The sequence below is a fragment of the Mycetocola sp. Y171 genome (assembly GCF_056713165.1).
Genome location: NZ_JBWYGX010000001.1, coordinates 790,126 through 806,819, shown reverse-complemented (window position 1 = coordinate 806,819; position 16,694 = coordinate 790,126). Strand labels below are relative to the sequence as shown.

General features: G+C 66.2%; 17 protein-coding genes. 10 read left to right on the top strand and 7 right to left on the bottom strand.

Translation table 11 applies throughout. From position 1 onward, the window contains the following. Positions 1–40 precede the first annotated feature (40 nt). Both AC1M2K_RS03810 and AC1M2K_RS03805 read left to right on the top strand, forming a co-directional pair. A complete protein-coding gene (locus AC1M2K_RS03810; RefSeq protein WP_480239899.1) occupies positions 41–472 on the top strand; it encodes a trimeric intracellular cation channel family protein in 432 nt (143 codons plus the stop codon). Further along, positions 469–705 (top strand): hypothetical protein, encoded by a 237-nt coding sequence (locus AC1M2K_RS03805; RefSeq protein ID WP_480239898.1) that lies wholly within the window; start codon positions 469–471, stop codon positions 703–705. Before AC1M2K_RS03810 ends, AC1M2K_RS03805 begins: the two co-directional genes overlap by 4 nt. A gap of 114 nt (positions 706–819) precedes the next feature. Here AC1M2K_RS03805 and AC1M2K_RS03800 read toward each other — a convergent pair whose 3' ends face one another. Beyond that, complete coding sequence (locus AC1M2K_RS03800; RefSeq protein WP_480238085.1) at positions 820–1,395, bottom strand: NADPH-dependent FMN reductase; 576 nt, start codon at positions 1,393–1,395, stop codon at positions 820–822. Positions 1,396–1,490: 95 nt separating this feature from the next. Between AC1M2K_RS03800 and AC1M2K_RS03795 the strand changes: the two genes are divergently transcribed. The 3 genes from AC1M2K_RS03795 to AC1M2K_RS03785 all read left to right on the top strand — a co-directional run bounded on the left by AC1M2K_RS03795 (position 1,491) and on the right by AC1M2K_RS03785 (position 4,337). Continuing rightward, the gene (locus AC1M2K_RS03795) at positions 1,491–2,012 is read left to right on the top strand and encodes a MarR family winged helix-turn-helix transcriptional regulator (RefSeq protein WP_480239897.1); all 522 of its coding nucleotides are present in this window, start codon (positions 1,491–1,493) and stop codon (positions 2,010–2,012) included. A 75-nt stretch (positions 2,013–2,087) separates the two neighbouring features. After that, a complete protein-coding gene (locus AC1M2K_RS03790; RefSeq protein WP_480239896.1) occupies positions 2,088–2,903 on the top strand; it encodes an inositol monophosphatase family protein in 816 nt (271 codons plus the stop codon). A 96-nt stretch (positions 2,904–2,999) separates the two neighbouring features. Next, on the top strand, positions 3,000–4,337 hold the full coding sequence (locus tag AC1M2K_RS03785; protein ID WP_480239895.1) for an APC family permease: 1,338 nt from the start codon (positions 3,000–3,002) through the stop codon (positions 4,335–4,337). Between the two features lie 101 nt (positions 4,338–4,438). On the opposite strand, the gene AC1M2K_RS03780 is transcribed toward AC1M2K_RS03785, so the two are convergent. Next, positions 4,439–5,293, bottom strand: a complete 855-nt coding sequence (locus AC1M2K_RS03780; RefSeq protein WP_480238081.1) for an SDR family oxidoreductase — start codon at positions 5,291–5,293, stop codon at positions 4,439–4,441. A gap of 108 nt (positions 5,294–5,401) precedes the next feature. Here AC1M2K_RS03780 and AC1M2K_RS03775 point away from each other — a divergent pair, with 108 nt between their 5' ends. Then, positions 5,402–5,797, top strand: a complete 396-nt coding sequence (locus tag AC1M2K_RS03775) for a winged helix-turn-helix transcriptional regulator (protein WP_480238080.1) — start codon at positions 5,402–5,404, stop codon at positions 5,795–5,797. Between the two features lie 74 nt (positions 5,798–5,871). Here the strand turns inward: AC1M2K_RS03775 and AC1M2K_RS03770 are convergent, their stop codons facing one another. Both AC1M2K_RS03770 and AC1M2K_RS03765 read right to left on the bottom strand, forming a co-directional pair. Continuing rightward, the gene (locus AC1M2K_RS03770; protein WP_480239894.1) at positions 5,872–6,603 is read right to left on the bottom strand and encodes a VIT1/CCC1 transporter family protein; all 732 of its coding nucleotides are present in this window, start codon (positions 6,601–6,603) and stop codon (positions 5,872–5,874) included. A 95-nt stretch (positions 6,604–6,698) separates the two neighbouring features. Then, complete coding sequence (locus AC1M2K_RS03765; RefSeq protein ID WP_480239893.1) at positions 6,699–8,399, bottom strand: glycoside hydrolase family 13 protein; 1,701 nt, start codon at positions 8,397–8,399, stop codon at positions 6,699–6,701. Positions 8,400–8,676: 277 nt separating this feature from the next. Here AC1M2K_RS03765 and AC1M2K_RS03760 point away from each other — a divergent pair, with 277 nt between their 5' ends. From AC1M2K_RS03760 to AC1M2K_RS03745, 4 genes are all read left to right on the top strand, one after another. Further along, complete coding sequence (locus tag AC1M2K_RS03760) at positions 8,677–9,900, top strand: sugar ABC transporter substrate-binding protein (RefSeq protein WP_480239892.1); 1,224 nt, start codon at positions 8,677–8,679, stop codon at positions 9,898–9,900. 84 nt (positions 9,901–9,984) lie between these two features. After that, entirely contained in the window at positions 9,985–11,610 is a 1,626-nt protein-coding gene (locus AC1M2K_RS03755) for an ABC transporter permease subunit (RefSeq protein ID WP_480239891.1), read from the top strand. Beyond that, on the top strand, positions 11,610–12,533 hold the full coding sequence (locus AC1M2K_RS03750; protein ID WP_480239890.1) for a sugar ABC transporter permease: 924 nt from the start codon (positions 11,610–11,612) through the stop codon (positions 12,531–12,533). The genes AC1M2K_RS03755 and AC1M2K_RS03750 overlap by 1 nt, the downstream gene beginning before the upstream one ends. A 1-nt stretch (position 12,534) precedes the next feature. Further along, positions 12,535–14,370 (top strand): glycoside hydrolase family 13 protein, encoded by a 1,836-nt coding sequence (locus AC1M2K_RS03745; protein ID WP_480239889.1) that lies wholly within the window; start codon positions 12,535–12,537, stop codon positions 14,368–14,370. Here the strand turns inward: AC1M2K_RS03745 and AC1M2K_RS03740 are convergent. The 3 genes from AC1M2K_RS03740 to AC1M2K_RS03730 are packed head-to-tail and all read right to left on the bottom strand — an operon-like array spanning position 14,367 to position 16,640. Further along, positions 14,367–14,867 carry a hypothetical protein gene (locus AC1M2K_RS03740; protein ID WP_480239888.1) on the bottom strand — a complete coding sequence of 167 codons (501 nt, stop codon included), beginning with the start codon at positions 14,865–14,867 and terminating at the stop codon, positions 14,367–14,369. The genes AC1M2K_RS03745 and AC1M2K_RS03740 overlap by 4 nt on opposite strands. Then, positions 14,842–15,405, bottom strand: a complete 564-nt coding sequence (locus AC1M2K_RS03735; RefSeq protein ID WP_480239887.1) for a hypothetical protein — start codon at positions 15,403–15,405, stop codon at positions 14,842–14,844. The genes AC1M2K_RS03740 and AC1M2K_RS03735 overlap by 26 nt, the downstream gene beginning before the upstream one ends. Beyond that, entirely contained in the window at positions 15,402–16,640 is a 1,239-nt protein-coding gene (locus tag AC1M2K_RS03730; RefSeq protein ID WP_480239886.1) for a serine/threonine-protein kinase, read from the bottom strand. The genes AC1M2K_RS03735 and AC1M2K_RS03730 overlap by 4 nt, the downstream gene beginning before the upstream one ends. Positions 16,641–16,694: the final 54 nt, after the last annotated feature.

Here is a 16,694-nt window from a genome sequence, read left to right as displayed (position 1 = left end):
AGGCAGCGCGGGGCCGACGGGCTGACCGAACAGACAGGACATGGAGATGATCGAGCCGTTCGAGATCCCGCTCTGGGCCGAGCTCGCTGCTGCCGGCCTCGGCGGACTCCAGGGCGCGCTCTTCGCCGGCGGGGTCACCGACCGCCGCATCGATGTGCTCGGTGTGATGCTCATCGGCATCGGGGTCGCCCTCGGCGGAAGCCTGTTGCGCGACATCCTCATCGGCGAACCCCCTGCCGCGTTCCGTGGGGACTGGTACCTTCTCGTCGCCGCGGCATCCGCATTCGTCGGGATGACTCTCCAACGGCTGCTCGCCCGCCTCGATCCGATCATCCTGGTGCTGGATGCCGTGACGATCGGTCTTTTCGGCGCGATCGGCACATCCAAAGCGCTGTCCATCGGGCTCCCGGCCGTCCGGCGGTCTTCGTCGGCGCTGCGGCCGCCGTCGGAGGATCCGTCCTTCGTGACGTGACACTCAACCTGCCGGTCACCCTGTTCCACGTCGGCTCGCTCTACGCGGTTGCCGCGGCGGCGGGATCCGTGCTCCTCGTCGTGCTGGTCGCACTGGGCATCCCCGTGCTTTGCGCAGCGATCGCCGGTGTCGTGCTCACGACCATCACGCGCCTTCTCGCCGTCCTGTTCGGCTGGACCTTCCCCGAACAGCACGCGCTCATCGTCAGGCGACGGAGGGCGCGAGCGGCCTGAGGTCGACCCGGACTGCACAACCTTGATGGGCGAAGGATGACGGAGCGACAGCCTGATGAACGAGAACAGGGTGCCTCGCCGACGGCGAGACACCCTGAACGAAAGGGAGAAGACCTACGCGGCGACGAGGGCCTCGTCGCGCACGGACTCCATGGCGCGAGCCCAGACGACGAGCTGGTCGAGCATCGGCACGACGGTCGCGGCCGAGAGCTCGGTCGGAGCGAACGTGCTGAAGTTCTCGAAGTCGGTGAAGAGGCTGAACATGCCGGTCTTCTGCACGTGCGCGACCTGCAGCTCCGAGAGGATGCCACGGAGGTGCTCCATGGCGCGGACGCCGGAGGCCGATCCGTATCCGACGAGGCCGGCAGCCTTGTTCGCGAACTCTGCGTTGAGGTACGAGAGCGCGTTGGCGAGTGCAGGGGTGACCGAGTGGTTGTACTCAGCGGTGATGAAGACGAAGCCATCGAACTCAGCGATCTTCTCGGCCCAGACCTTGGTGTGGTCGTTCATGTAGTTCTGGTACGCGGCCGGGTAGCCCTCGTCGAGGAGCGGGAGTGCGTAGTCAGCGATGTCGACCAGCTCGAATTCGGCATCCGTGCGCTGCTGGGCCTGGGCGAGAACCCACTCGGCGACGCCGATGTTGTTGCGGCCGGGACGGGTGCTGCCGGTGATGATCGCGATCTTAGTCATTCAAGACCTTTCATTTGGTTGACGTGTCAATTACACTGAGAGCCATCCTGCAGGATTTTGATTGTCATGTCAACTAAACGGACGGAGGAGGGATCATGAATGAAGAGACTTCCCAGCCTCGGTGGCTGGACGAGCGCGAGAAAGAAGTCTGGCTCGCCCTTCGCGAATTCATCTGGGGCTTCCCGGCCGCTGTCGACAGGCAGCTGCAGCGGGACTCCGACCTGTCGATCGTCGAGTATTCCGTCCTCGCCGCGCTGTCCGAATGCCCGGGCAGCCGCAAGCGATCAGGCGACCTCGCGTCAGACCTCGGCTGGGAGCGCAGCAGGCTGTCGCACCTGGTCAAGCGCATGGAGACGAAGGGCGTCGTCGAGAGAGCCCACTCGGATGAGGACGGCCGCGGCCAGGAGATCGTACTGACGGATGCCGGCTGGGAACTGATCAGGGAGGCGGCGCCAGGCCACGTGACCTTCGTTCGTGAGGCGGTGTTCGATCCATTGAGCCCCGAGGAGCAGGACGTACTCGCGAGGGCCCTCGACCGGATCCGCGGCCGGATCTCGGAGGACGGCCTGTGGAGCGGTCAGAAGCAGAACCAGGTCTGCCCGCCCGGAACCGACTGACGCCCGTGGACGCAGCTTCGGTACTGTGCACGCCGGTGGTCTAGCGTTGACAGGACGAAGCGAGAGGATTCCACTGTGAGTTCAGACCTGCAGAAACTGGCCACCGACATCGCCACCCAGGCCGGGGAACTCATCCTTCGCCGCCGTCACGAAGGCGTCACCGTCGCCGCCACGAAGTCCTCGGCCGTCGACGTGGTCACGCTCGCGGACCGGGAGTCCGAGGACCTCATCCGTTCGCTGATCGCCGACGCCAGGCCCGGTGACGGATTCCTCGGCGAGGAATCGGATGCCACGTCGAGCACGACAGGTCTCACCTGGGTCGTCGATCCGATCGACGGCACCGTCAACTACCTCTACGACATCCCGAACTACGCGGTCAGCATCGCCGTCGTCGAGGGCGACCCGGGCCCGCACACCTGGACGGCGCTCGCTGCGACGGTGGTGAACCCCGCGGCGGGAGAGACGTTCAGTGCCGCTCGGGGCGCGGGTGCGACCCTCAACGGCTCGCCGATCCACGCCAACCCCGCCGTCGATGCTGCGCTTGCCATGATCGGGACCGGGTTCTCCTACACGGCCGAGCGGCGGATCTGGCAGGCCGGGATCGTCCAGCAGCTCATCGGGCAGGTGCGCGACATCCGTCGCGTCGGGTCTGCAGCGCTCGACCTCTGCTGGGTGGCAAATGGCCGGCTCGACGCCTACTACGAACGCGGGCTCAACGCCTGGGATCACGCCGCCGGTGTGCTCATCGCCCAGGAGGCTGGGGCCCGAGTGGGTGGCCTGCACGGGAGGGAGGCGAGCAGTGACTTCACCCTCGCAGCATCGCCTCGGCTCTTCGACGAGCTCCACGAGCTGCTTCTCGACGCCGGCGCGGAGGCATCCATTCTCGGCTGACCTCTATGCATCGTCGGCGGGCCAAATGCAAGCCTTCGACCTGAAATAGGGAGCGATTCGGAGTGCTTCTAGGGTTGCATCCCGGGAGGCAACACCATGACAGCCGCAACAACATCACAGACCCCGACGACGGATGCCGCACCCGCGTCGAAACTCACGCAGAAGATCACCGGTCCGCTGCTCTTTCTCTTCATCCTCGGCGACGTTCTTGGAGCAGGCATCTACGCCCTCATGGGCGTTCTCTCGGAGAACGTCGGCGGTGCGCTGTGGGCTCCGCTCGTCGTCGCCCTTCTTCTCGCGCTGCTCACCGCCGGGTCGTACGCCGAGCTGGTGACGAAGTACCCGAGGGCCGGAGGCGCGGCCGTCTTCGCTGAACGCGCGTTCAAGCAGCCGATCATCTCGTTCCTCGTCGGCTTCAGCATGCTTGCCGCCGGAGTGACGAGCGCAGCCGGGCTGTCGCTCGCCTTCTCGGGCCAGTACCTCTCCACCTTCATCGATGTGCCCGTGGTTCCCGCGGCCATGGTCTTCCTCGTTCTCGTCGCGTGCCTCAACGCCCGTGGGATCAGTGAATCGCTCAAGAGCAACGTGGTCATGACGATCATCGAACTCAGCGGTCTCGTCATCGTGATCGTCGTCGTGGCCGTCATGCTCGGTAACGGCGGCGGAGACGTGTCGCGGATCGGCCAGTTCCCGGAGGGCTCCGTCCCGGCGATGGCGACCCTCAGCGCCGCCATCATCGCGTACTACTCCTTCGTCGGCTTCGAGACCTCCGCGAACGTCGCCGAAGAGATCCGCAACCCCAGCAAGGTCTACCCGCTGGCCCTCTTCGGCTCGCTCGCAACGGCCGGAGTCGTGTACGTCCTCGTCGGTCTCGCCAGCGCCATCGCACTGCCCGCGAACGAGCTGTCGGAGTCGTCGGGTCCGCTGCTCTCGGTCGTCGCGGCATCCGGAGTCGGTGTCCCCGAGTGGCTGTTCAGCCTCATCGCCCTCGTCGCCGTTGCCAACGGCGCCCTGCTCACGATGATCATGTCGTCGAGGCTCACCTTCGGGATGGCCGAGCACGGCCTGCTGCCAAGCGCACTCGGAAAAGTGCTGCCGAACCGCAAGACACCGTGGGCCGCGATCGTCGCCACCACCGTCGTCGCAATGCTGCTCACCCTCGTCGGTGACCTGTCGACGCTCGCCGAAACGGTCGTGCTCCTGCTGCTGTTCGTCTTCATCTCGACGAACGTCGCCGTGCTCGTGCTCCGCAAGGATAGGGTCGACCACAAGCATTTCCGGGTGTGGACGATCGTCCCTGTGCTCGGGGTGCTCTCGTGCATCCTCCTGCTCACGCAGCAGAGCGGGATCGTCTGGCTCTTCGGCGGGGGACTGCTCGCCCTCGGTGTCGTCCTGTACTTCATCGCCCGCTGGGTGCGCGGCCGCGCCTCCTGATCGCCACCCGCCCGACAGGAGAAGCGCTCGAGAATTCGGGCGCTTCTCCTGGTGAGTGTGCTGGAGCCGCGAATCGTCCCGTCGAGTGGCAGGCCGCGTGCCTAGGCTGCGGCCGTGAGTCCGTCGATGAGCGGTGTCGTCGGACGACCGATCAGCCGCGACAGGTCGCCGGTCGTCTCGGCGAGGAGCCCGTCGCGCGTGTTCCCATCGAGGGCGACGACGAAGCCGACCGTCCCGTCGTCCAGTCCCGCGCCGCGGAGGATCTCGGCGTGGGCCTCGGGATCGACGGAGGTGTGGACGACGTCCCTGCCTGCAACGGCAGCCAGTGCAACAGCCAGGTCGTCTCCCGTCCAGGCGACATCGCCCGACAACTCGTAGGTGGCGCCATCGTGTCCGTCCGTTGTGAGCACGACGGCGGCCGCTTCGGCGTAGTCGGTCCGTGAGGCGCTGGCGATCCGTCCTTCGCCGGTGCTCGAGAGGAACACCCCGGTCTCCCTCGCCTGGGCCAGCGCCCCGGCGTAGTTCTCGGTGTACCAGCCGTTGCGGAGGATCGTGAAGGGGATGCCGGATGCCCTGATCAGTTCCTCGGTCGCCTTGTGCTCGGGTGCCAGGATCAGCTCGGACGTGTCCGCCCGTGGGGCGCTCGTGTAGACGATCCGGGAGATCCCGGCTGCCTGCGCCGCGGCGATCGCGTTGCCGTGTTGTGCCACGCGCTGTCCCACTTCGCTGCCGGAGACGAGCATGAGGGTGTCGGCGCCGTCCAAGGCAGCGTCGAGGGTGGAGGGCACCGAGTAGTCGATGACCGCCGTGCGGACGCCGGCCGAGGTGAGGTCGGCGAGCTTCGATCCGGTGCGTCCGGCGGCGACGATCTGTGCAGGATCGACACCGCGGGCGATCAGGTGGTCGACGATGAGGCGGCCGAGGGAACCGGTGGCTCCGGTGACGACGATTGACATGTTTTCCTTTCACTGGCCCGCGCTCACGGGCCTGTCCATGGGTGGAACCGAAGGAGGGCCGCGGTACTTCCCGATGGGAGGTACCCACTTTCAGGTAAGCTACTTACCATGACGGATACGGGAGCGAAAGAACGGTTGGCCGACCTGGTCGGAACGGGCGTGCCCGGCGGCCCGAACGTCTTCGCAGCGAACTGCTCCAGCCGCGTCGTGCTCGATCACGTCACGAGCAAATGGGGAGTCCTCATCCTCGTGGCATTGTCCGGTGAGACCCTCCGCTGGGGTGAACTCCGGCGCACGATCGAGGGGATCAGCGAGAAAATGCTCGCACAGACGCTGCGCACCCTCGAAGCAGACGGTTTCGTGCACCGCGACGCTCACCCGACGATCCCGCCGCACGTCGAGTACAGCCTCACCGAGCTCGGGCAGGACCTGTCCGCGCAGCTGCTCCCGCTCGTGCGATGGGTGGGCGCGCACGCCGACGGAATCGTCGGCGGCGCACGCTGAACAGGAACGTCAACCCAGAACCGCCCGCCGGCTCCTGTTGACCGTGCATGGGCGCCAGAATCTCCTGTCGGGGATCAGGCGACGGTAGTGCCCAGCAGTGACCCGATCGCGAAGGTCGCCGCCAGCGCGAGCGCACCGCCGACGACCACACGGACGGTCGGGCGCAGCATCGGGCTGCCACCCAGCCTCGCGCCGAGGGCCCCAGTGAGGGCGAGGGCAACGAGCACGGCTGCGAACGTGATCGGGATGCGCCATTCTGCCGGCGGCAGGAGGACGGCGAGCATCGGAAGGGTCGCGCCGATGGTGAAGGCGATCGCTGAGGCGATGGCCGCGTGCCAGGGGTTGGCGACGCTGTCCTCATCGATGTTCAGTTCCAGCGAGAGGTGAGCCGCGAGCGCGTCCTTCTCGGTCAGTTCGCCGGCGACCTGCCGTGCCGTGTCTTCCGAGAGCCCACGTTCACGGAGCATCCCGGTGAGCTCCAGGAGCTCTTCTTCTGGCATGTCGCGGAGTTCGTCGCGTTCCCTGGCGATGAGCGCACGTTCGCTGTCGCGTTGGCTCGAGACCGAGACGTATTCGCCGAGCGCCATCGAGATCGCCCCACCGACCAGCCCCGCCATTCCTGCAGTGAGGATCGGGAAGAACGCGCTCGTCGCGCTGGCAACGCCGACGACGATCGCTGCAACGGAGACGATGCCGTCGTTCGCCCCGAGCACCCCGGCACGGAGCCAGTTCAACCGGGACGCGGTCGCGTTGCCGTGGGGTTCGTCCTGGTGGGCACCGGGTGGAGCCGGTTCGATCGCGTTCATGTGCTCAGCTAAGCACGAGGTCGCCGTGTCGGTCACCCGGCGCAACGCAGAAGAGCGGGCAGCCGAAGCCACCCGCCCGTGTGCTGTGCGAAGACCTACAGAGTGCGCACCCAGATCGTCGAGTCCGCACCGATCGTGGTGCCGTCGACGGCACCACTCGCCAGCAGGACCTCGGACGATGCGAACGCCTCCGGGATCGCGGCGATCGTGCGGCCGGTGTTCGCGATGACCGTGATGGGCCCGTTGCTGAACGCCACGACCTGCTCGGCGAAGCCGTCATGCCAGGTCAGGGTGCCGAGGCCGAGCTCGTGGGCCCGGCGGAGACGGAGGGCCTCGCGGTACAGCTCGAGGGTCGAACCCTCGACGCCGACCTGACTGTCCCTCGCGTAACCGTCCCAGTCGTCCGGCTGCGGGAGCCAGGCGGCGCCTGTCGCGTTGAAGCCGTATGCCGGTGCGCCTGCTTCCCAGGGGATGGGCACACGGCATCCGTCACGACCGTAGCGTTCGCGGTTCGTGCGGAACCAGGTCGGGTCCTGGCGGGCGTCGTCCGGCAGGTGGATGACCTCGGGCAGGCCGAGCTCCTCGCCCTGGTAGAGGTATGCGCCGCCGGGAAGGGCGAGCATGAGCGCGGTCGCCGCGCGGGCACGGCGGAGGCCGGTCTCGCGGATGGGCTGCCCGGGACTCTTCGGCCCGATGCCGTGACCCTGGGGGTTCTCGGCCGTGACGGCCAGGCGGCTCGCGTGGCGCACGACGTCGTGGTTCGAGAGCACCCAGGTGCTCGGAGCGCCGACGGCGCTGAACGCCTCGAGGGACTCGTCGATGACGGCCCGGAGAGCGGATGCCTCCCACGGCGTCTCGAGGTACGGGAAGTTGAAGGCCTGCTGCATCTCGTCCGGACGCACCCACTTCGCCATCTTCGACAGTGGCTCGACCCACGCCTCTGCGCAGAGCACGCGGTCACCCTCGTACTCCTCGAGGACGGTGTGCCAGTCGCGGTAGATGTCGTGCACGCCTTCCTGGCCCCAGTACGGAGCACCGTCGTCACCGATGTCGTCGATGGCGGGCTCGAGTCCGACCGGAGTGCCGCTGCCGCCCATGCTGCCGCCCTCGGCTGGCGGTGTGTAGTCGGGCAGGCCGTCGGCCTTGATCATGCCGTGGGCGACGTCGACCCGGAAGCCGTCGACCCCGCGGTCGAGCCAGAACCGGAGCACGCCGCGGAACATCTCGCGGACCTCCTCGTTGGTCCAGTCGAAGTCGGGCTGGCTCGCGTCGAAGATGTGCAGGTACCACTGGCCTGGGGTGCCGTCCGCATCGGTGGTCCGGCTCCATGCCGGGCCGCCGAACACGCTCTGCCAGTTGTTCGGCTCGAGTTCGCCGTTCTCGCCCTGGCCGTCGCGGAACATGTAGCGTGCGCGTTCAGGGGAGCCGGGGGCGGCCGCGAGGGCGGCCTGGAACCACGGGTGAGCGTCAGACGAGTGGTTGGGGACGAGGTCGACGATGACGCGGATGCCGAATTCGTGTGCCTTCTCGGTCATCGCGTCGAAGTCGGCGAGGGTTCCGAAGATCGGGTCGACGTCGCAGTAGTCGGCCACGTCGTAGCCGGCGTCCTTCTGGGGGCTCGTCATGAAGGGTGAGAGCCAGATGGCATCGATCCCCAGCGATTTCAGTGAAGACAGCCGGGACGTGATGCCGGGCAGGTCACCGAGACCGTCCCCGTTCGCGTCCGCGAATGACCGGGGGTAGATCTGGTAGATGACGGCAGAACGCCACCACTCTGTGCTGTTGCGCGAATTCATGCCGCTTACTCTATGGCATCGCCCGTGGCATGTGGAAGCGCTTGCCTACAAGGGGGCAGCGTCGAAGTCACGATTGCGCATACATTCGCTCCTGTCAGCTTGTACTTTGTTCATCGAGGAGGTATATCTGGAAACGCTTGCAGTATTGCGGGCACCGAGAGAACGGCCTTTCACTTCCGAGGAGCTCCCCACGAGGGAGACGGGACACAGCACCCGGCATCCGAGGGCGGCAACGAGGCCACTCACTCGACAGGATCCTGATGAAAGGCACACACCAATGAGGGTGAAAAACTCTTCACTTCTGAAGGCCGGCGCGATTGCGACCATCGCGACGATCGCGCTTGCCGGATGCGCCGGCGGTGGGAACACCTCCGACGACGACAACAAATCCGACGCGACCCTGACCGTCTGGGTCGACGCCGACCGCGCACCCGTCCTCAAGGACGCGGCTGCCGACTTCACCAAGGAGTCCGGCGTCAAGGTCAAGCTGGTCCAGAAGGACTTCGCCAAGATCCAGGACGAGTTCATCGCCCAGGTTCCGTCGGGCAAGGGCCCGGACATCACCATCGGGGCGCACGACTGGCTCGGCAACCTCGTCACCAACGGTGTCGTCCAGCCGATCGAGCTCGGCGACAAGGCCGCTGAGTTCGAAGACGTCGCCGTCCAGGCGATGAGCTACGAGGGCAAGACCTACGGTCTGCCGTACGCGATCGAGAACATCGCGCTGCTCCGCAACACGGCGCTCGCCGCAGAGGCACCGACGGACTACAACGACATGGTCGCCGACGGCACGGCCGCAGGCACCGAGTTCCCGTTCCTCGTCCAGGTCGGTCCCGAGAGCGACCCGTACCACCTGTACCCGTTCCAGACCTCCTTCGGCGCCCCCGTCTTCGGCACCAACGAAGACGGCAGCTACAACCCCGAAGACCTTCAGATCGGTGAGGGCACCGAGTTCGCCACCTGGCTCGGCGAGCAGGGTGCTGCAGGACTGCTGAGCACGTCGATCACGGGTGACATCGCCAAGGAGAAGTTCAACGCCGGCGCGAGCCCGTACTTCATCACCGGCCCGTGGAACGTCGGAGCGGCTCAGGAAGCCGGCATCGACGTGGCCGTCGACCCGATCCCGTCCGCGGGTGGCGAGGTCGCACAGCCGTTCGTGGGCGTCCAGGGCTTCTTCGTCTCGGCGAAGAGCAAGAACACCCTCGCGGCCAACGAGTTCCTCACGAACTTCATCGGCACCGAAGAAGTCCAGACGGCCCTGTTCGAGAAGGGCCAGCGCCCGCCGGCCCTGACCGCCTCGTTCGAGAAGGCCGCATCCGACCCGATCGTCGCCGCGTTCGGTGAAGTCGGCGCCAACGGTGTCCCGCAGCCGTCCATCCCGCAGATGGGCAAGGTCTGGCAGTTCTGGGGCGTCACCGAAGCCGCCATCATCGACGGTGGCGACCCCGTGTCGCTCTGGACGAAGATGACCGCAGACATCCAGGCTGCGATCGCAGAATAACGAGACGCATCGCCGGCCGGGCAGCATCCGCTTCCCGGCCGGCGTTCTCGTCCCGTCGATGCCACGAAACACACTGAGGCGACAATGAGCACAGGCACGAAGCCCACGACCACCGAGAACACCCCGCAGATCGCCGAGTCCAAACGATCGAAGCGCGCCGGGCGGATCGCCGAGCACGCATCTGGGGGCATCGTCGCCCTGCTGGTCAAGATCGGCTTGCTCGCGGTCGTCGACGCCATCGCGGTCTACGCGCTGTTCATCCTGTTCCTCAAGCAGGACTGGGTGATCTTCGCGATCGTGCTGGTCGTGACCGCGGCCATCAATGTCATCTATTTCAAGCGCGGACTGCTCCCGTTGAAGTACCTGGCGCCCGGCCTGATCTTCCTGCTCATCTTCCAGGTCTTCGTGATCGGCTACACGGCCTACATCTCCTTCACCAACTACGGCACTGGCCACAACAGCACCAAGGACGACGCCGTCACCGCGTTGATCCAGTCGGCCCAGTACCGTGTTCCCGACTCGCCCACATACGGGCTCACGATCGTCGAGCAACTCGGCGCCTTCAACTTCCTCGTCACGGACCCGGACGGCGAGGTGTCGATCGGTAACACCGAGACGCCGCTGACCGAGGTTTCCGACGCCGAGATGTCCGGCGACAAGGCAGTCAGCGTCCCCGGGTACAACACCCTCGACTTCACCGAGATCATCGCCAACCAGGACGCCATCGCGGCCATGACCGTGCAGATCTCGGACGATCCAAACGATGGAGCGCTCCGGACGCCGGACGGTTCGAGCGCATACCTCTATCTTTCGACGCTGAGCTTCGACGAAGCCGCTGACACCATGACGAACACCGACACAGGGGTCGTCTACTCCGACACAGGCAACGGCGCATTCACCTCCGAGAGCGGTGAGGAACTCCTCCCGGGCTGGAGCGTCGTCGTCGGCGCCGAGAACTACGTGAAGGCGTTCACCGACCAGAGCATCCGCGGGCCGCTCCTCAGCGTCACAGCCTGGACCTTCGCGTTCGCCTTGCTCAGCGTCGCGACGACGTTCGTCCTCGGCCTCTTCCTCGCCATCGTCTTCAACGACATGCGGATGCGCGGGCGCAAGTTCTACCGCGTGCTGATGATCCTGCCGTATGCCTTCCCCGGTTTCCTCGGCGCACTGGTCTGGGCGGGCATGCTCAACAAGGACTTCGGTTTCGTCAACCTCGCGCTCCTCGGCGGGGCGGAGATCCCGTGGCTCACCAATGAGTGGCTGGCGAAGTTCAGCATCCTCTTCGTGAACCTGTGGCTCGGTTTCCCCTACATGTTCCTTGTCTGCACCGGAGCGCTGCAATCCATCCCGGATGAGCTGCAGGAGGCGGCGAAGATGGACGGCGCTAACCCGTGGCAGGTGTTCAGGCGGATCAAGTTCCCCCTTCTCCTCGTCTCGATCGCACCGCTGCTGATCGCGTCGTTCGCGTTCAACTTCAACAACTTCAACCTCATCTACATGCTCACGAACGGTGGGCCACGGGATGCCGCAGCCAGCATCAACGTCGGCGCGTCCGACATCCTGATCTCGATGGTCTACAAGGTGGCGTTCGTCGGCGCGAACCGCGACTACGGTCTCGCCAGCGCCTTCTCGATCATCATCTTCCTCATCGTCGCGATCATCTCCATCGTGAGTTTCCGGCAGACCAAGGCCCTGGAGGATCTGAACTAATGAGTACCTCAGCACCCGTTCTTTCCGGAACGACGTCCTCGCCGCTGCCGATCCCCGAGAAGCGACCGTTCAAGTTCTCCCGCTGGTTCGCGGCAACCGGATGGCGGCACCTCATCGGTATCGTCATGATCGTCTTCTCGGTGTTCCCCCTGCTCTACGTGCTGTCGGCATCCCTCAACCCGATCGGGACCCTGCTCCAGTCCAACGGGCTGTTCTCATCGATCGGCGTCGACAACTACGTCGAATTGTTCAACAACCCGCAGCGGCCATACGCCGCCTGGTTCGCGAACACCCTCGTCATCGGGATCACGACGGCAGTCGGTACCGTTTTCCTCGGCGCCCTCGCCGCATACTGCTTCAGCCGGATGCGTTTCACCGGCCGACGCATGGGGCTGCTCTCACTCCTGATCGTGCAGATCTTTCCGCAGCTGCTCGCCGTCGTGGCCATCTTCCTGCTCCTGACGACGCTCGGCGAGATCTTCCCGATCCTGGGGCTCGACAACCAGATCGCACTCATCATGGTGTACCTCGGAGGCGCGCTCGGCGTGAACACCTACCTGATGTACGGCTTTTTCAACACGGTGCCGTCGTCGCTCGATGAGGCCGCCAAGCTCGACGGTGCCGGCCATGCCCGGATCTTCTTCACGATCATCCTGCGCCTCGTCGCGCCGATCCTCGCGGTCGTCGGCCTGCTGAGCTTCATCGCCACCACCAACGACTTCGTCATCTCGAGCGTCGTGCTCGTGACCCCGGAGAAGCAGACCCTTGCCGTCGGGCTGTACCAGTTCGTCTCGGACGAGTTCACGAGCAATTGGGGCGTATTCGCCGCCGGTGCCGTGCTTGCCGCACTGCCCGTGATGGCACTGTTCCTCTACCTGCAGAAGTACATCGTCAGCGGTCTGACCGCTGGGGCAGTCAAGTAGCGTGCTCGAACCGCACCACGACGGTTCACCGCTGTACGTCTCCAACCTCTCGCCTGACCTGGGCGACGTGGTTCGCGTGCGCATCCGTGTCCCGGAGGCGCTCGGTCCGGTCAGGGCCGTGCGGGTCAGGTCGAACCCGGACAGGGAGCCCCGGCTCTCGACAGCCGACCGGCTGCACGCCGCAGACGGCTGGGTCTGGTGGGAAGCGGAGATCCTCATCGAGAATCCGGTGCACGGGTACCGGTTCCTCGTCAGGCTCGACGACGGTACAGACCTCTGGGTCAACGCGCGAGGGGTTTTCCGGATCGAGACGCTGGACAGCGAAGACTTCAAGCTGACGACGCACCCGCCTGCGCCCACCTGGGCGGCGTCGACGGTGATGTACCAGGTCTTCCCCGACCGTTTCGCCCGCTCGGCTGCCGCAGACGACCGCGAGATCCCGGACTGGGCGATCCCCGCCGAATGGACGGATGCCGTCGACCTGGTCCCGCCTGCGCGGTCGTCGCAGCTCTACGGCGGCGACCTCGACGGAATCGTCGAACGTCTCGACCACCTCGAGCGACTCGGTGTGACGATGCTGTACCTCACGCCTGTGTTCCCCGGCCGGTCGAATCACCGCTACGACGCCTCCAACTTCGACACCGTCGACCCGCTCCTCGGTGGGGACGAAGCCCTGGCGCGGCTGACCGACGCCGCCCACGCTCGCGGGCTCACTGTCATCGGCGACCTCACCAGCAACCACTCTGGAGACGCCCACGAGTGGTTCGTTGCCGCCCACCGGCATCCCGAAGCCGTCGAAAGCGACTTCTACCACTGGCTGGACGACGAGCAGGAGACCTACGCGTCCTGGCTCGGCGTGCCCAGCCTGCCCAAGTTCAACTGGAACTCGCCCGAACTGCGCCGTCGATTCATCGGCGGGGACGACTCGGTCGTCGCGGCCTGGCTCAAACCTCCGTACTCCCTCGACGGCTGGCGCATCGACGTCGCGAACATGACAGGCAGATACGGCGACGAGGATCTGAACGCCGACGTGCGCCAGACGATCCGACGCACGATGATCGACGTGAACCCGGACACCATCCTCCTGGCCGAGTCCACGAACGACGCCTCGACGGACTTCCAGGGCGACGCCTGGCACGGTGCCATGACCTACGCGAACTTCACCAGACCGCTGTGGGGCTGGCTGTCCCGGCCGGGGAGCCCGGCAGGAGGCGGCCTCGGGATGACCATGGACGCGATCCCGACCTACAGCGCGGTCCAGTTCTACGAGGCGCATCGCCAGTTCTCGGCCGGGTTCCCCTGGCGCACCCGCCTCGCGAACATGAACGCCCTCGACACCCACGACACCCCGCGATTCGCGACGAGGGCACTCCCCGGCGTCATCCCCGTCGCCGTAGGACTGTCGATGACGCTCCCGGGGATCCCTGTCGTCTTCGCCGGCGACGAGTTCGGACTGACCGGCGTCGACGGAGAACACTCCAGGACGCCGATCCCGTGGGGAGAGCTCGACGCGGCTGCCGACACGATCGACCTCTATGCGGCACTGATCGGGCTGAGGCGCAGCCATCCCGCACTCAACGGTGGCGGGATGCGCTGGCTTCACGTCGGCGATGACGTGCTCGCCTTCGTCCGGGAGAGTGCTGACGAGAGCATCCTGATCGTCGCCGCGCGCTCAGACGTCGACATCCTGCTCGAACCGGATGCCGTCGCCGGCGTCACGGATGCCGTCCCGCTGTTCGGCGAAGGAGAGTTGCTGGCCAGCGAGGACGGGATCCGGGTACAGGCACAGGGGCCGGTGTTCCTGGCCTGGTCGTTGCGGGGGATTCCCGTCGGCTAGCCCTTCGGCTTCGCGGGCTTCTCCCGCTTGTCCTTGCCTTTCCCTTTCCCTCTGTCCTTGTCTTTGCCCGGAGCTCCTGGACCCTCGTCATCGTCATCGTCGTCGACCGGCGCGACGGGCGTCGCCGTCTCGGTCGGCGCCGGAGTGACCTGCGCGTCGACGGCAGCCTGGACATCGGCCTTGACCACGGTCAGTGCCGCCTCGATGCGCTGGTAGCGGGAGAACGAGATCGTCCCGTCAGCGGCTGCGGCATCCAGATCCGCTTCCAGTGCGGCCACTTCGTCGAGCGCCCCCGGGTAGCTGCCGTCCGCGATCGCGGTGGTGATCGATAGCACGCGGGTCTGAAGCTGTTCCGCCCCGCCGGGACTCAGGTCAGACGGAGCGCTCTGACACCCTGAGAGCCCGAACACGAGCGCCGAGACGAGCGCCGTGCGAAGGAGAACGGTCTGGGTGCCGTGGAGCGCCATCCACTCACTCCTCGCCGTCTTCGCCATCATCCTCGGCGTCCTTTTCGGCGTCCTTTTTTGCCTTCTCGTCGGCCTTCTTCTGTTCCTCAGCGAGCTTCTTCGCGGCTTCTTCCGCCTTTTTCCTGGCTTCTTCAGCTGCCTTCTCCGTCGCCTCCCTGGCCTTCTTCTCGGCTTCGGTCTCCTCATCGGGAGGAGTGTCGGTCTCGTCCGTCGGTACGACCGGTGCGACCGTCTCGGCGGGCTCGGCGGGCTCGGCGGGGGCCTGGGCGTCGATCGCGGCCTGGAGGTCTGCCTTCACCGCCGAGAGTGCGGCATCGATGCGCTGATGGCGTGAGAACGAGACGGTGCCATCCGCTGCGGCGGCGTCGAGTTCGGTTTCGAGTGCTGTCAGCTCCTCGAGTGCGGCGGCATACCCACCGTCCGCGACGGACGAGCTGGCAGTCAGCACGCGGGCCTGGAATGCCTTGGCCTGCTCGGCACCGAGATCAGGTGCGCTGGTCTGGCAGCCGGCGGTGAGCCCGACAACGAGAATGGCCGAGGCGATCGCTGAAAAAAGTCGTAGTCTCATGGCGTCACGCTGTCCTGAAGATCCTTGAGGTGCTCGCCGATGGTCCCAGGCACGGCGGGATAGTCGACGGCGGGGGTCGCCTCACGCTGTCCGTTCATCACACCGATGCCGATAGCGACGGCGAGCACGACGGCGGCGATGGCGCCGGCGATGACGAGCGTGCGGGTCCGCTTCTTCGGAGTCCTTGACGCGCGAGTGCGTCGGGCCGGAGCGGCAGTCGTAGGGGAGCGCGTGGGAAGCGGGGGCGGCCCCTTCTCCAGGACGGCAGTGACCTCGGTCTCGGTCTGCACCGGGAGGAGTTTGGTGGGTTCCGGGGCGACGTCGGCCAGCGCGGTCATCGCCGCCGTGGCATCCGATTCGGCGTCCGCGCTCTTCCGGAATCCGTGTACGGGAGCGATACCTCTCAATGCAAGGGCCACCTCGTGCGCGTTGGGCCTGGATTCCGCCGTGCGCGACGTCATCGCCGCGATCGTTTCGGCGACGAGCGGGTCGAGGTCGTCGGGGATGGCGGGATCGCGAGTGATCGGGGCGAGGGCGGCTTCCTGACCGTGTCCGGCGAACGCCCGTTCGCCGGTGATGCACTCCAGCAGGACGAGCCCCAGTGAGTAGACGTCCGTGGCAGGTCCGACATTGTCGCCTCGGGCCTGCTCCGGACTCAGGTAGCCGGCTGAGCCGACGGTGAAGTGCGTCGCGGTGAGGCGGGCACCGTCGACGAGCCTGGCGATGCCGAAATCACTGAGTTTCGGATGCGCCCTGGTGTCCGTCCCAGCCGTGTGGGCCAGGAGGATGTTCGCGGGCTTCACATCCCGGTGGACGACACCCTTCTCGTGGATGTAGTGGAGCGCGTCAGCGAGGTCGGCGCCGATGTGACGGACCTCGTCAACGGGGAGCGGTCCGGTGTCGAGTGCGTTGCGGAGGTCCGAGCCCGAGATCAGTTCCATCACGAGGTACGAGCGCGGGTTCAGAGGGTCCGTCTCGTCGTTGCCGGCGTCGAAGAGGGTGACGAGGCCCGGGTGGCTGAGGCTGGCCAGCATCGCGACCTCGCCCTGCTGACGCCGGAAGTCCGACGGATTTGTCGAAGCGACCCTGAACAGTTTGATCGCCACGTCGCGGTTGAGGGTTTCGTCGCGGGCACGGTAGACCGACGCCATACCGCCGGTACCGATCAGGCTGATGAGCCGGTATCGGTCGCCGAGGGTGATGTCGATTGCCGGGGCGTTCGGGTTCGTATTCATGGGCGTCCTCGCCCCATGCTACGTCGAAGCGCCTTCCAGCGGCACGCTGTTCAA

Excerpts from the sequence above, each read along its gene's own strand:
- AC1M2K_RS03810 (WP_480239899.1), top strand. The coding sequence starts at position 41 with ATGGAGATGATCGAGCCGTTCGAGATCCCGCTCTGGGCCGAGCTCGCT.
- AC1M2K_RS03800 (WP_480238085.1), bottom strand. The coding sequence starts at position 1,395 with ATGACTAAGATCGCGATCATCACCGGCAGCACCCGTCCCGGCCGCAAC.
- AC1M2K_RS03795 (WP_480239897.1), top strand. The coding sequence starts at position 1,491 with ATGAATGAAGAGACTTCCCAGCCTCGGTGGCTGGACGAGCGCGAGAAA.
- AC1M2K_RS03785 (WP_480239895.1), top strand. The coding sequence starts at position 3,000 with ATGACAGCCGCAACAACATCACAGACCCCGACGACGGATGCCGCACCC.
- AC1M2K_RS03780 (WP_480238081.1), bottom strand. The coding sequence starts at position 5,293 with ATGTCAATCGTCGTCACCGGAGCCACCGGTTCCCTCGGCCGCCTCATC.
- AC1M2K_RS03775 (WP_480238080.1), top strand. The coding sequence starts at position 5,402 with ATGACGGATACGGGAGCGAAAGAACGGTTGGCCGACCTGGTCGGAACG.
- AC1M2K_RS03770 (WP_480239894.1), bottom strand. The coding sequence starts at position 6,603 with ATGAACGCGATCGAACCGGCTCCACCCGGTGCCCACCAGGACGAACCC.
- AC1M2K_RS03765 (WP_480239893.1), bottom strand. The coding sequence starts at position 8,399 with ATGAATTCGCGCAACAGCACAGAGTGGTGGCGTTCTGCCGTCATCTAC.
- AC1M2K_RS03760 (WP_480239892.1), top strand. The coding sequence starts at position 8,677 with ATGAGGGTGAAAAACTCTTCACTTCTGAAGGCCGGCGCGATTGCGACC.
- AC1M2K_RS03755 (WP_480239891.1), top strand. The coding sequence starts at position 9,985 with ATGAGCACAGGCACGAAGCCCACGACCACCGAGAACACCCCGCAGATC.
- AC1M2K_RS03750 (WP_480239890.1), top strand. The coding sequence starts at position 11,610 with ATGAGTACCTCAGCACCCGTTCTTTCCGGAACGACGTCCTCGCCGCTG.
- AC1M2K_RS03740 (WP_480239888.1), bottom strand. The coding sequence starts at position 14,867 with ATGATGGCGAAGACGGCGAGGAGTGAGTGGATGGCGCTCCACGGCACC.
- AC1M2K_RS03735 (WP_480239887.1), bottom strand. The coding sequence starts at position 15,405 with ATGAGACTACGACTTTTTTCAGCGATCGCCTCGGCCATTCTCGTTGTC.
- AC1M2K_RS03730 (WP_480239886.1), bottom strand. The coding sequence starts at position 16,640 with ATGAATACGAACCCGAACGCCCCGGCAATCGACATCACCCTCGGCGAC.